Genomic DNA, 13,540 nt, shown 5'->3' with positions numbered 1-13,540 from the left:
GTGACTGGAAGTCGGGCTGCTGCCCACGCTTCCCGTCACAAGGTCAATCGGGTCGATCAGGCAGCTTTGGCCACACCAGCTCAGCGAGTCTGGCCGCCCTTGGACGGCGGCTTTCGCACGCTCAGGTGGAGTTCCTTGAGTCGATTCTCATCAACCTCGGTGGGTGCACCCATGAGCAGGTCCTGAGCGTTTTGGTTAAGCGGGAACGCGATCGTTTCACGGATATTGGGTTCGTCCGCGAGCAACATGACGATGCGGTCGACACCGGGAGCAACGCCGGCGTGAGGCGGAGCTCCGTAGTGAAAGGCGCGCACCATGCCGCCGAACTCCTGGTCGACCCGTTCCTTGGGGTAGCCCGCAATTCGGAATGCCTCGTACATGACCTCGGGGCTGTGGTTACGGACCGCACCCGAAGAGAGCTCAGTGCCGTTGCAGACGATGTCGTACTGCCACGCGAGGATGTCCAAAGGGTCCTGGGTCTTCAGGGCTTCGAGGCCGCCTTGCGGCATCGAGAACGGGTTATGGCTGAACTCAATCGCGCCGTCGTCATTCTTCTCGTACATCGGAAAATCGACGATCCAGCAGAACCGGAACGCGCTGTCCTCGAAGAGGTCGGCGCGTTTGGCCGCTTCGACGCGGACCTCGCTCATGACCTTGGCGACATCGGTTTCGTCTCCGGCACCGAAGAACACAGCGGTCCCGGGTTCGCCCTTGACTTCGGCAATGAGTTGCTGGGCGACGTTCTCGGTGAGGAACTTGGCGATCGGACCTGTGAGCTGTCCACTGTCGTCAATCCGCACCCAGGCCAGGCCTTGAGCGCCGCGCTCGACAGCGAAGGCGCCCATTTGGTCGAAGAACGACCGCGGCTTGCTGCCGCAGCCGGGTACAGGCAGCGCCCGGACGTGTTTGCCCGCGAAGGCGCGGAACTCGCTGTCGTGGAACAGATGTGTGACGTCGACGAGTTCGAGCTTGGCGCGAAGGTCAGGTTTGTCGGTGCCATAGCGGGCCAGTGAGTCCCGGTACGCGATACGCGGGAACGGTGAGGTGGTCTCCCGATCGGGTGCGAACTCGGTGAAGAGTTCCACGAAGACCTGCTCGATGACCTGGAAGACGTCTTCCTGTTCGGCGAAGCTCATCTCGACGTCAAGCTGGTAGAACTCGCCGGGCGAGCGATCGGCGCGGCTGTCCTCGTCACGGAAACACGGCGCGATCTGGAAGTAACGATCGAAGCCCGAGACCATCAGCAGCTGCTTGAACTGCTGGGGAGCCTGTGGCAACGCATAGAACTTGCCCGCGTGAGTACGGGACGGCACAAGGAAATCGCGGGCACCCTCGGGGCTCGTCGCCGACAGGATAGGGGTCTGTAGATCAAGGAACCCCCGCGCGGTCATCTTCTGCCGAATGCTGGCAATGACAGCTGAACGCAGCAAAATGTTGCGATGCATCCGCTGGCGACGAAGGTCCAGGAAGCGATAGGTGAGCCGGGTCTCCTCGTTCACCTTCTCTTCGGGGAAGACGCTGAACGGCAACGGATCGCAGGTGCCGAGCACCTCGATCTCGCTGACCTGGACCTCGATGTCACCCGTCGGCAGCTCCGGATTGACGTTCTCGGCCAGGCGACGCAGGACACGCCCATCGGCCCGAAGAACGGTCTCCTTCGGCAGGTTGCTCAGCGGCTCGTATGCCGGCGAGTCCGAGCGAACGACAAGCTGCACGACGCCGGAGTTGTCGCGTAGGTCGACGAAGATGACACCACCAAGATCTCGCCGGTTGTGCAGCCACCCCGACAGCCGCACATCACTGTCGACGTCCGTGGCACGCAGCTCGCCGCATGTGTGAGACCGGTATCGATGCATCATCCATCCAGGTTGTCGGTTTATGGTCGCCATCGACGATGGCCGCCCTCCTGACCAGGGGCTCTAGCAGCGTACCGCGACCGTCTGGATCGACTCCTTGGCCATCGCGTGGCACACGCGCCGCTGGTCCCGGTCATGGCGACGGGGCGACCGACGTCGACGGAACCACTGGGCACCGTGACGCACTCAACCCCACACTGCCAGTGTCCTGGATCACATGTTCGCCGAGAAGCTAACCCCCTGCTCCCAGCAATGGACACTCTGGGTATACGCCTCGGTCACCCGTCTGCACCTATAGCGCCTTGCGCGTCCCTCGATAGGTTGGATAGTTGCAGACAGTGCCCTGATTACGCCCAGGAGGTATCTCGTGACTTCGTCCGTACCGCAGCTCGACGAGGACGCCAAGCAGCGCGTCGAAGCGGTCCTGTCCCGGGCAGCCGAGGACATCGAGTTCCGCGAGTTGCTGCTCGCCGATCCGGAGGCCGCGCTCAAGGACTCTGACCTGACCGACGACGAAAGGACGGCGCTGAGCACGATGCGTCGCGTGGCGCTCGAGGAGTGGGGCGTCGACGTGCGGCGGTTCCGGGCGTTCCTGATGGACAACGGCAACAAGTTTTGGACGGGCGAGGACGTCGAACCGGCCGTCTGACTCGGCCTGGCGACCGGGGAGCGTGGGCATCCACGCTGCCCGGTCGTTTGTGTCGGGACCATCGAACAAGGGACAGCCGTAGGTGCGTAAAACATCGATCTATTTGCTCGGCAGTGGCATCAAGGGGGCGTTGCACTTCACCGTGGAGACGGTGCAAGCTTTGCGCGCGTGTCGGCGTGTCTTTGTGCTCCACTCTGATCAAGGCGTGATCGAGTCGGTTCGTGAGCACTGCGCCGAGGTCGAAGATCTGGCTCCGCTGTACAACGGCCAGACAGTCCGCGACGACGTCTACCACGAGATCTCACATCGCCTGGTCGAGTCGGCCCTCGACTCGGCGCCCGTCGCGTTCCTGGTCCACGGACACCCGTTGTTCCTGGTCAGTGCGACCGAGTACACCCTCGAACTGGCAGAACACCATGACCTGCGCGTATCCGTGCTGCCCGCAGTGAGTTCGTTCGACACCCTCCTATGTGACCTGCGCATCGACTACGGCTACGGGGTGCAGATTTTCGACACGACCACGCTGCTGAAGGCTGGCTGGACACCGAATCCCCAGGTCCCGCTGTTGCTGTTCCAGCTCGCCTCAACGCTGAACCGGGCCGTCATCAGTGGTGATCCCGATCAGGGAGCACTACGCCCGCTGATCGACCTGCTCGCCCCTCTATACGGGGCCGACCATCGGGTCCAGGTTGTGTGGTCGTCGGCGCACATCCTCGAAGCCAGCTCGATCACCGAACTACCCATTCGTGAGCTCGCGACGACCGACTTGGAGCTGTGGAGGAGGCCGACGCTGTATGTACCAGCCAAGGACTGACGACCTCCGCCTACCCCAACAGGAGGATCTCGACGGAATGCGGGCCCAGCTCCGCACGGCCGGCCACAAGGTGCTCCCGACGTTCGCTCACCCGGCCATGCTGGAGGCACTCCGGCACGAGGCCGCTCGGCTATCCACCGAGTTGGACGGACAACCCGAGGGCACAGTGATCTCGCGCGACGCGGACGGACAAGTGCTGAGCATGCACTACCTCGACCGCCACAGCGACCTGCTGTTCGACCTGACCCGCCTGCCAGAGTTGCAGAACCTGGCAGAGGAACTACTCGAATCGCGATGTGTGCCCTTCCTGACCGAGTATTTCGCTAAACCTGCCACGACTTCCGAAGCCACGCCATCACACCAGGACCAGATTTTCTACCGGGACCATTTCGGTGACGAACTAGCGATTACGTTCTGGATCGCGCTCACCGATGTCACCGAGGAGGACGGAGTCCTGCAGTACGCCAACCCGCAACCCGCGGCGGGCGAGCTGCTCAAGCATCGGATTTCCGACGTACAAAACTTCGGCGCGGAACTGGTTGACGATTCCGCCTTCGAGTTCCAGGCGGCGCCGGTACCCGCGGGCGGCGCCGTGGTACATCATTCCTACGCAGTGCATCGCTCAGGCCCCATGACGGGAAGAAGTTCGCGCGCGGCGTTCGCGCTGAACTTCCGACGCTCGCCATACCGCCAGCAGATCCGCCCCCTGGCACGCTGAATGACGTCGCAGGGTGCTCGGAGGTTGCAAGCCGTCGTGTTCGCCGGCCCATCGTTGCCGCAGCGCTTTCGACCGGACTCGGACGTTCTGATGTGGCGTCCGCCAGCCCGCCGCGGCGATCTCCATGAGCTGAATCTGGAGCCAACTATCAAGGTCGTACTCGTCGACGGCTATCTGATCCAGCAACACCCTCCGTCGCCCACCGAGGTGTTCGAGCTGATCGCCCGAGGCCACGAGGTGTGGGGATGCTCCAGCCTCGGTGCCTTGCGCGCGGCAGAGCTACGTAACCACGGGATGCGCGGCTTCGGCTGGGTATACGACCGCGTGGTTGACCGCACCATCACCTACGACGACGAGCTGGTGGCAACGCTGGACCCTCGCACCAACGAGGCCACGGGCCTGTTCTTGGCCAATATCCGCTTCGGGCTCGACCAGCTCATCGCAGCCGGGCGTGCGAACCAGTCGCAGGCCCAACTCCTCATCAACGATCTACGGACGGTGCACTTTGAGCAGCGGACGAGGCACCTGTGCGGCAGCCTGGCGACATCAGCAGGATTGAACGCGTCGGCTGTCGACCACCTGCTGGCCACTGACGTCAAGCGCCAGGACGCCACGGCGCTCGTGCGGCACCTCACAACATCGGCGCTGGCGCAATGATGGACAGCCGTCCATCCAAAAAGCAGTGGGAAGCCTGGGAACAGCAGCTCATTTCCCGCCTCGACGAGTTCGGTATCAGCCGCCTCGCCGACACCACCGGCATGGATACCCCGGGCGTGCCGACCGCCAGCGCGACCAAACCGGCCACCACCGATGTGATCTGGGTCTACAGCGGCAAGGGGCGCAGTCAATCGCAGGCGCGAGTAACCGCGATCATGGAATGTCTCGAACGCAGCGGGGCACTGTGGCCCGCAGAAGCGCGATGGGTCACGGAAACGCCGACGGTCTTGCGACGGTCGCACGAGGTATGGGGTCCTGACCGGTTCACCTACCGTCGGCGCGACAGCGTAGGAGCCGATGATCCGCAGGTGTGGGTCGAGGCCACCAAACTCACCGGCGACCGTGGACGTGTGATGGTTCCCGCCGATGTGTGCTTCAACGGGCGCAGGCCCACCGGCCTTGCGGCGAGTCCGTTCCTGCTGTCGACTTCCAACGGACTGGCGGCGGCGTTCCGCCTGGAAGACGCGCTGGCGCACGGCCTGGCCGAGGTCATCGAGCGGGACGTCATTTCCTGCGCCGAAGTCCGCGCCTCCCATCTCGGGTTCCGCTTCCTCTCCGCGATCGCGGAGCGCTTCGGCCTCGCCAGTTCCACCCTCGGGCGCTATGAGGACAACGTCGACCTTGCCATCACTGTCGAACGCGACAGCCTCCCCGACACCGCGCTGGAGATCGTGCGCCGCTACGAGGAGGCTGGCCTCGACCTTGTCCTCAAGATGCTGCCGAACGACTTCGATCTGCCCGCGTGCGGTGTCGCCGCTGTTCAGGAAGCCGACTTCACCCGTCATCTTGGCTGCGCCGGATATGCCGTCCGGTCGAGTAACACAGCCGCTGCCGAGGCAGCCCTGCTGGAGCTCGCACAGACGCGCGCCACCGATCTGCAGGGCGCGCGGGAAGACCGGCACGAGCCGGAGAAGCAGCGCCTGGACCACGTTCCCGAACGCCACTGGCTGGCGACGCCAGGCACTCAGCCAATCGCCTACCAGGAGCGCAACGTCGAGCCCGGACTCGACAACCTGGTGAACCGTTGCGCGGGCGCGGGACTCTCCGACGTCGCCTACGTGGAGTTCCCTGGCTGGCCCGGGATCTCGGTAGTGCGGGTGGTCGTGCCCGACTCCGAGACGTGGCACGTCACAGGCGGGTGGTCCAGCTTCGGCCCGCGGCTGCGAGCAGCGATGAGTGGGTCCTGACATGTACTGGGCGTTCGACAACATCAAGTCGAAGGATGCCGGTGCCTATCCACCTGAGCCTTTGGAGCTGTCCTACGGGCATCGCCCTGCTGACTCTGACCGCCTGCGGGGGACGGAACTGCAGCGGGCGTACACCGTCTCGGGCCGGGAGGTCCGGCCGGCCGACTGCGGACCGGTGCGTGTGCTCTCTCGATTCGGCCAGGTCGTGCGCGCACCAGGCCGGATCACCATCCAACGCGAGGAGCCAGGGCTGAAGTGGCGAGACTTCCAGCCCGAAAGCAGTGCTTACGGCCGCGTCCGGGTTGGCGGCGACCCCTGGCACGGCACAGAATCCGGCTTCGTGGCGAGCTGGATCGCCGGTTCCGAGTACGTCAAGATCAGCACAGGGATCCTGATCTACTTCCCCAAGGGCCACCTTCTTTATCAAGGCCCCGTCCCCAACCGACAGCTTGTAGACGACCCGGCGATCGCGTCGAATGAGCTCGATGTGATGGCCGGCATGGAGTACCTCGTTCCCGGACGAAGCCGCGAGCTCGATGGCCGCACGTACGGGATCGCCGCTTTGAACATCATCGCCCGTGCACCGCGAGACGACGCCGTCGTCGAAGTCCGCAAGGGGCAGGTGATCGGCTGGTTCCACCTGGTCGCACCGCCTGCAAGCCAGCACATAGACCAACTTCCGAGTAAGCACGGCAACCGATCATGACGCCCAATCCAACGCCTTGCCACGGCGGGCGCTTGCCACATCTTCGCGCGGAACTTGCAGCGGCCAGGTACGATGAAGCCGCAATTCGAGATCGCCTTGCGGTGCCAGCAGCCTCCCCGCTGCCCCCGGTCGGCCATGCGCTCAGCCTTGCCCGACTTGCCCTGGGCGAACAAGACACCCAGAGCGAACTGATTCGTTTACTGCTCCTGGGACAGCCGATTCGTCCAGGCGGCACGCCGCGACCGTCGACGGAACTTGTCGACATGCTGACCAGCGCCCGCCTAGTCGAGCATTCTGGTGGCATTCTGCATCCACTCGTGCGACTGACACCGTTTCACGATCTGCTGCTCGCAGTGGATCACCACAACGAAGACTCGGCCGAGGTCAAGCCGGACGCCGTCGAGAACCCGCACCTCCCCACCGAGGTCCTCGCACGGCTGATCCCACGCGAGTCCGTAGATCGAAGCCTCGACATCGGTACTGGCTCGGGCGTGCACGCGTTGCAACTCGCCAGCCACTCGAACACGGTCCTCGGCGTCGATGTCTCGCCCCGTGCGGTCGCCTTCGCACAGTTCAACGCGGCCCTCAACGGGATTACGACCGCCCGGTTCGACATGGCGGACGTAGTGAGCGGTCTCGACCGCGAGCAACCCTTCAACCTGATCGTGAGCAACCCGCCGTACCTCGTTTCGCCCGAGACATCAGTCGTCTACCGGGACGGCCCATCCGAATCGACGCATGTCGGCACGCGCGTACTGAGCGAAGCTCCCGCCCTTCTCACGCACGACGGGCTACTCGTGTGCCTCACGAGTTGGAGCGTCTCGGACCCAAGCGACCCGGCGCGCGAAATCAGGGGCGTTGCCGACCGGGCCGGGTGCAACGCTGTGGTGTTCGTGTACGCGATTCGATCGGGGCCAGACGATGCGCTCCGGTGGAACGCCCACCGCGGCGAGCCACACCAGATTCAGCAAGCCGCCCAACGATGGATGGACTTCTACCAGCAGCAGGAAATCGGCGAGCTTGCCTACGGTGTGGTCGTTTTCACGCCCTCTCGCGGACAACGCCCCTGGTTCCGAACGGAACGTGTCACGCTGCGAGGCCAGGAGTTCGACCGGGGCCAGCTTCGCGACATCGTGTCTGCGCTCGATCGCGTCCATCGCAGACACGTTCCCGGAGACCTCAGACCTCACGCCGACCACGAGATCGAATCCATCAGCAAGATCGGAAAGGACGGGACGCGTACCGTTCGCGAGCAGGTTCTGCGTTCCACACGTGGGATGCGGTTCGCCGTGGACTGCGGACCACAGCTGCTCAAGGCGATCACGAGCGGAACCGACCGATCCACTTCAGACCCGGCGACCGAGGTCATCGCAACCATGCGCCGGCGACTCTACGAACTCGGCCTTGTCATCGGCGGCGCAGATGGCTGACAGGAGCGAAGCTCACCACGCGGATGAATCGGACGCCGACCTGGAGCGCGCCCTCGGCACCCGTGACGCCCTGCTCGCCTTGTGGAACCCGAGCGGCCGACCTGTCTCGGTTTCCTGGGATGACAGCAGCATCGTGACGGCGGACGACCGAACTCGCTTACGGCTTACCCAGACTCATTCGGTTGTGCATGCTCTGCTGCGCGGCGAGTACTCCGGTGCAATGCGACGGCTTGCGGGCATGAGCAGCCTGATGACAGTCTTCACCGCGCTGCGTTCGGTGACCCTGGCGAGTGAGTTGCTGTGGAACGTTCCGTTGCTGACGTGGCAAACGGTGCTCGCTGATGCCCAAACACAAGCGGTGGTCATGATCGCCGACGAAGCGGACGAAGCGCAGACAGGGGCGGATGGTCTTGCTGGAGCGATTCGCCGAAACCTGGCAGGCGACCGACGCCAACGGATTCTGGACTGTGTTGTAGAGACCGCGACCATGCAGTCACAGCGTGCCCGACTCGGTCTCGGCGGCTTTGGGGCCGCAGTTTTGGTCGCCGCGCTGAAGTCCACATCCGGCGGCACGCTGAGCGAACTGGCGGAGGAGCACGCCGCCCTCATTGTGGCGTTAGCTCAAGGGCAAGCCGTGACGCACCGCGACGGAAGACTTGTCGTCGATGGTTGACAACGTCGGCGGACTCTCGTCGCGAAACCCGGCATCACTCCTCCCGCGTAACTGGGTACGGGAGGTCGTGAGGCCGCACAGTGGCGCCCAGGTCAGGCAAGCCGTAGCGCTGTACCCACGGTTCGTACAGGCGCGGCGCCTCCGGCCAGATGTCCTTAAGAGCAAACCCGATCGCCGCCCCGAGTGCCAACTGGTGGTGATCACTGAACCGACCACCTCTCTCGCCAACGACGGCGCGCGCGAAGGTATACGCCCCGACTCGCCGTGCCGCATCGACCACATCAACCGCGCGCATCCGCAAAGCAGCCAGCTCCGGACCGGGCGAAGGGAGTTGTTCATGCAAGTCCAGCGACTGAAATTGGCTGAGAAGCGCGAGAACCTCGCGCCCGCACGGCCCCAGGAGCCACCAGTTAGGTACTTCTCGGGCAACCCGGAAGCGGTCGACTCCTGCGAGGCCAAGATCGGGAACGACGACTGGTATGGAACGTGCCAGCAAAACAGGTTCCGCGTCGATCTCGAACAGTCGCGTCCGCAAGCCGACCGCGCCGCCCTCGGCTGCCGCCATCGCGGGACTATCCCAAACCCGCAGCAACCACTCGGCCGGTATCCACTCGTCAGACAGTGGAACGTCTCCGGTCCCGGACAGCCACTGCTGAACAAGGTTGGCGTGTTGCGCGACGTCGAACGCCGCGGTCCACTCCATGACCTCAAGCCCGCTGGCCGCGCTGACGCAGTCGAAGCTCATGTCACGTCGATGAACTGGGCGATGCCAGCCGAGTCGGTCGGCAACCAGGTAGAAGGGTCCCATGACTGGTGACGATAGATGACAGCAGACTCCTCCCCGTGCCCGACCAAGCCGCAGTGACAGGAGCGTGACCGTGGTGATCCTTCACGAAGTCGCCGAGTTTCTCGGCGAAAGGCGGAGGTCTGACGTACTCCAATTGCTCAGTTCGCCCAGCCTGGAGTGGGAACGTTCGGACCGGCTCGGCCGTACCACGTTCGGCCGCATGTGGCAGTTGGCAAACTCGGCGATGCACAAGCGACCCGAGATGATACAACTTTCGACACTGATGGCCAGCGTCGTCTATGACGAAATGCGCCGATACATGCCCGCCCTACTTCCCGATTCGGCAAATCTGATTCCGCAGGTTTTTCCTGTACGAATGGAAGGAAACGCTGAAGAACCACCAGCTCAGTGGGCACACAAGGACGAAGCGCGAGGGCGGCACCCCCTCGCAACTTCGCTCTATTACGCCGAGGTTGAGAATGTGACTGGTGGCGCACTCGCGTTACACGATTCATCAGGAGAGGTGTGCACTCGGGTTCATCCCGTAGCAGATCAGCTGGTTGCAATAGCTGGCGATCAGGTTCACTCGGTCGAACCTCTTACCACTGGAAAAAGGATCACAGTGGTGACGAATTTCTATCACACGTGACCGGGTGCACACTGATAGAAGGGTCGAAATTCCACAGTCACGCAGCATCGGCCCCGAATAGGGGTAAACAACGGGCGACCCCGTCGATTGTGACGGGAATGGTGCGGTGGTGCTCCCACGCCGCTCGGGTAAGGCGGAGCCGACGCTCAGTGCGCCCGACCCCACGGACGGTGTGACGTTTTATGCCGTCGGACTGGTAGCCGAGCTTGCGGGAGATGCTTTGGGAGGCAAGGTTGTGCTCGAGCGCGCCGGAGACGGCCTCCTCCGCGCCCAGCTCGGTGAAGGCCAAGTGGAGTGCGGCGGCCCGCATCTCGGTGCCGATTCCCTGCCCCTGCTGGGACTTCCCGAGCCATGAGCCGGTGCGCACTTCACGAATGATGGCCAGGTCGCGCGCACCGATGGTCTGCTGCCCGACTACGACGCCTGCGTGGAAAGCGGTTAGGTTGAGCGACCAGTTCTGCGGGGTCCAGTTGCCCAGCTGTAGCCAGTGGTGCTGGATAACGCCCCGGGCGATCTCGGCGGACGGTTGGCCTGTCCACGGGAGTAACTACTCAGGTCTTGTTGGGTCGCATGTAGCGCTGTCGGGCGATCTGGGATGATCTTGGGGTGTCGGGTTCCGAGGGTGGGCGGCTGGAGTGTTTGCTTGCGCGCCTTGAGGAGCTGGAGTTCCGTGTTGTCGCGCTGGAACGTGAAAATGTCGAACTGAAGGTCGAGAACGCTGGGCTGAAGGTGGAGAACGCGAAGCTGCGTGCGGAGAACGCCGACCTCAAGCGGCGGTTGGCCCAGAACTCCCGCAACTCTTCGAAGCCACCGTCCTCCGACGGTCCGGAACAGACCCCGCCGCCGCGTTCGTTGCGTCGCAAGACTGGCCGTAAGCCTGGGAAGCAACCTGGTACGGCGGGGTTTTCGCTGAAGCTGGTTGATGATCCGAACAAGGTCATCGACCATGTGCCCAGCTGTTGCCGGGGCTGCGGTACAGGTCTGGACGGTGCCGCGTCGGCGGGTGTCGTGCGTCGCCAGGTCACCGATGTCGCTCCGGCGGTCGCCACGGTGACCGAACACAGGTTGCATCAGCGGCGGTGCGGCTGCGGGAAGATCACTACCGCGCCCGCGCCCGCGGGAGTCGCTGACGCGCCCACGTCCTATGGCCCGAACCTGCGCGCGTGGGTGGTGTATGCGCTGGTGTTCCAGCACATCCCGGTCACCCGCGTCGTTGAACTCGTCACTGACCTCTCCGGTGCCCGACCGTCGGTGGGCTGGGTGTGCCAGGTGCTTCGCGAGACCGCCGCCGCGCTGGTCGGGGTGGAGAAGCTGATCCGGGCCTTGCTGACCGCGGCACACATCCTGCATGTCGATGAGACCGGCGCGAAGGTCACCGGCGCTCGCTGGTGGCTGCACGTCGCGGCGACCGAGAAGCTGACCACCTACCACCTCGACCGGTCCCGAGGCAGGTCCGCGATCACCGAACTGGGTGTCCTGGCCGATTTCGTGGGCATCGTGGTGCATGACTGCTGGGCCTCCTACAACGCCTACACCGACTGCGACCACGCACTCTGCGGGGCGCACATCGCCCGCGAACTCATCGCCGCGGACGAGACACACCCCGGCCAGCACTGGCCGACCCAAGCGCTCGACGCGTTGTTCGCGCTCAACACCGCCGCCCACGACGCCCGCGACCAGGGCAGATCCGCTATCGCGCCGGAGATCGCCGACCCGCTCCTGAAGTCGTGGCGCCACGCGATCCTGGTCGGCCTGGCACAGCACCCGCCTCGAGATGGCTGGAAACAATCGAAGACCCGAAACCTCCTCGAGCGCCTGCAAGCCCGGGAGGCCGACGTGCTGCGCTTCGCTCACGACCTCACCGTTCCCTTCACGAATAATCAGGCCGAACGTGATCTGCGGCCGACCAAGACTCAGATGAAAATCTCCGGGACCTTCCGATCCGAGGCCAGCGCCGCAGCGTGGGCACGCATCCGCGGCTACGTCTCCACCGCACGCAAACACGGCCTCAACGCCTTCGAAGCCATCTACGCGGCCGTCGCCGGAAACCCTTGGACGCCAACACCTTCACCAGCTACCTGAATAGTTACCCACGGGACAAGAAAGGGCATGACATCCGGGTCATGGATACCACCGGCTGCCAGATCAGCCAGGGCACCAAGTTCTTCGGGCGAAGGCAAGCGAAGTTCGAGCCGCGGCGTCGTCAGCCGCAGTTCGATCAGCGGAAAGTGGTCGGCGAGCATGCCTCATCCTGACCGCCGTGCGGCGGCAGGTCACATCGTTTTCCGCAGCTGGTCGCGCCGTCGTCATCGCCGAAGGGTTCCGCTACTCCGCGGTGTCGGCTTCCTCGGGTTGTTCGGCTCGCTGGGGATGATCAAGGTCGGGGCGTTCGGCGAGGTGCAGCGGTGTGGGGTTTTGTGTGCGGTCGCCCCAGGAGGCCGCTTGCTGGCACAGGCGCGCGGTGAGAGCGGGCGTGGCGCTCGACTGGCCACGTTCCGTTCCGGTGCTGGTCGGGGCGATCTCGATGGCGGTGATGTCGTGCCCACTGCAACGTCCACGGGATCGGCGGCGGCCCCGCGGGGCCGCATCAGCCTAACCGACCACGGCCACCACCTGGCCGAACAGCTGCACGCCGACTACACCCAGACGCCGATCACCGCCGCCTACACCACCCCGCCACGGCGAGCCCGGGAAACCGCCGACATCATCGCCAACCGCTTCCGCCTGCCGATCACCGCCGAGCATGACCTGCGCGAACCCACTGCGGAGACGCCGACGGCGAACCCTGACCAACGTCGTGACCGCGTTCGGCCGCATCCCCGCCCGACATCCCGACCACCCATCCCGCCCGGCGCCGAAACCTGGACCGCCTACCTCCAGCGGACCATCATTCGGCCCTGCGCGGCATCCTCGCCCGCCATAGCGGCGGCATCGTGCTGATCATCGGCCACAGCGAAACCGTCGCCGCAGGCAGCGCACCTCTTCCTCAACCTCGCCGCCAGCATCCTGGCCAGCCCCGTGTTCGCCGTGCACTACGCCTGCATCTCTCGCTGGGAACAACGACCTCTCGCCTGGACTGAGCCGGCCACCGGATGGCGCTGGCCCCTGCTCGCCCACAACGACACCACTCACCTCAGCCGGTAGCGACCAAGACTCGGAGCAGTCCGCGCACAAAGGCGGAGCAATGCTCACCACTTGTCGGGCTGCTTGGTGACCAGGTGCAATGGCCGTTCCATCAGGGCTTGGGAAAAACCTGCTCGAGACTGCAACAAACGGCGACTTCGACCGATCTATGTAGGTGGGAGCAACCTCGACTCGGCAAGTTCAGCGCTGACGGTGCCGCTGTCGGCAGAG

At 64.4% G+C, this 13,540-nt stretch carries 15 protein-coding genes and 1 pseudogene; 12 read left to right on the top strand and 4 right to left on the bottom strand.

The annotated features are described in order from the left end of the window. Positions 1–80: 80 nt before the first annotated feature. Positions 81–1,859, bottom strand: a complete 1,779-nt coding sequence (aspS, locus tag L942_RS24480; RefSeq protein WP_235079373.1) for an aspartate--tRNA ligase — start codon at positions 1,857–1,859, stop codon at positions 81–83. 364 nt (positions 1,860–2,223) lie between these two features. On the opposite strand from aspS, the gene L942_RS24475 reads away from it, so the two are divergent. From L942_RS24475 to L942_RS24435, 8 genes are all read left to right on the top strand, one after another. Continuing rightward, a complete protein-coding gene (locus L942_RS24475) occupies positions 2,224–2,505 on the top strand; it encodes an Os1348 family NHLP clan protein (protein ID WP_051166206.1) in 282 nt (93 codons plus the stop codon). Between the two features lie 82 nt (positions 2,506–2,587). After that, positions 2,588–3,319 carry an SAM-dependent methyltransferase gene (locus L942_RS24470; protein WP_037364655.1) on the top strand — a complete coding sequence of 244 codons (732 nt, stop codon included), beginning with the start codon at positions 2,588–2,590 and terminating at the stop codon, positions 3,317–3,319. A 37-nt stretch (positions 3,320–3,356) separates the two neighbouring features. Further along, the gene (locus tag L942_RS24465; protein ID WP_051166204.1) at positions 3,357–4,037 is read left to right on the top strand and encodes a phytanoyl-CoA dioxygenase family protein; all 681 of its coding nucleotides are present in this window, start codon (positions 3,357–3,359) and stop codon (positions 4,035–4,037) included. A 24-nt stretch (positions 4,038–4,061) separates the two neighbouring features. Further along, the gene (locus L942_RS42125) at positions 4,062–4,694 is read left to right on the top strand and encodes a TfuA-like protein (protein WP_158684529.1); all 633 of its coding nucleotides are present in this window, start codon (positions 4,062–4,064) and stop codon (positions 4,692–4,694) included. Continuing rightward, a complete protein-coding gene (locus L942_RS24455) occupies positions 4,691–5,941 on the top strand; it encodes a YcaO-like family protein (protein WP_081655210.1) in 1,251 nt (416 codons plus the stop codon). Before L942_RS42125 ends, L942_RS24455 begins: the two co-directional genes overlap by 4 nt. Position 5,942: 1 nt before the next feature. Further along, the gene (locus L942_RS24450) at positions 5,943–6,647 is read left to right on the top strand and encodes a hypothetical protein (RefSeq protein WP_051166202.1); all 705 of its coding nucleotides are present in this window, start codon (positions 5,943–5,945) and stop codon (positions 6,645–6,647) included. After that, positions 6,644–8,077: a methyltransferase gene (locus tag L942_RS24440; RefSeq protein WP_081655209.1), complete on the top strand. Its 1,434-nt coding sequence runs from the start codon at positions 6,644–6,646 to the stop codon at positions 8,075–8,077. Before L942_RS24450 ends, L942_RS24440 begins: the two co-directional genes overlap by 4 nt. Continuing rightward, a complete protein-coding gene (locus tag L942_RS24435; RefSeq protein ID WP_037364646.1) occupies positions 8,070–8,750 on the top strand; it encodes a hypothetical protein in 681 nt (226 codons plus the stop codon). The genes L942_RS24440 and L942_RS24435 overlap by 8 nt, the downstream gene beginning before the upstream one ends. A 34-nt stretch (positions 8,751–8,784) precedes the next feature. On the opposite strand, the gene L942_RS24430 is transcribed toward L942_RS24435, so the two are convergent. Next, positions 8,785–9,558, bottom strand: coding sequence for a hypothetical protein (locus L942_RS24430; RefSeq protein ID WP_158684528.1), 774 nt, complete (start codon positions 9,556–9,558; stop codon positions 8,785–8,787). Positions 9,559–9,622: 64 nt separating this feature from the next. Here L942_RS24430 and L942_RS43125 point away from each other — a divergent pair, with 64 nt between their 5' ends. After that, on the top strand, positions 9,623–10,186 hold the full coding sequence (locus L942_RS43125; protein ID WP_158684527.1) for a 2OG-Fe(II) oxygenase: 564 nt from the start codon (positions 9,623–9,625) through the stop codon (positions 10,184–10,186). A gap of 37 nt (positions 10,187–10,223) precedes the next feature. Here L942_RS43125 and L942_RS24425 read toward each other — a convergent pair. Continuing rightward, a pseudogene (locus L942_RS24425) lies at positions 10,224–10,703 on the bottom strand (GNAT family N-acetyltransferase); the annotation flags it as partial. 89 nt (positions 10,704–10,792) lie between these two features. Here L942_RS24425 and tnpC point away from each other — a divergent pair. Continuing rightward, complete coding sequence (gene tnpC / locus L942_RS24420; protein WP_081655207.1) at positions 10,793–12,268, top strand: IS66 family transposase; 1,476 nt, start codon at positions 10,793–10,795, stop codon at positions 12,266–12,268. Between the two features lie 41 nt (positions 12,269–12,309). Further along, the gene (locus L942_RS45915; protein WP_268745740.1) at positions 12,310–12,441 is read left to right on the top strand and encodes a hypothetical protein; all 132 of its coding nucleotides are present in this window, start codon (positions 12,310–12,312) and stop codon (positions 12,439–12,441) included. Positions 12,442–12,511: 70 nt separating this feature from the next. Here the strand turns inward: L942_RS45915 and L942_RS44425 are convergent, their stop codons facing one another. Beyond that, the gene (locus L942_RS44425; RefSeq protein ID WP_235079391.1) at positions 12,512–12,706 is read right to left on the bottom strand and encodes an RNaseH domain-containing protein; all 195 of its coding nucleotides are present in this window, start codon (positions 12,704–12,706) and stop codon (positions 12,512–12,514) included. Here L942_RS44425 and L942_RS43115 point away from each other — a divergent pair. Beyond that, a complete protein-coding gene (locus L942_RS43115) occupies positions 12,629–13,126 on the top strand; it encodes a histidine phosphatase family protein (protein ID WP_158684526.1) in 498 nt (165 codons plus the stop codon). The genes L942_RS44425 and L942_RS43115 overlap by 78 nt on opposite strands. Positions 13,127–13,540: the final 414 nt, after the last annotated feature.

It is taken from the genome of Amycolatopsis orientalis DSM 43388 (assembly GCF_000411975.1).
Classification (GTDB): Bacteria; Actinomycetota; Actinomycetes; order Mycobacteriales; family Pseudonocardiaceae; genus Amycolatopsis; species Amycolatopsis orientalis_D.
Note: the sequence above shows the minus strand (reverse complement) of the source record. Positions and strands in the feature narration are given on the sequence as shown.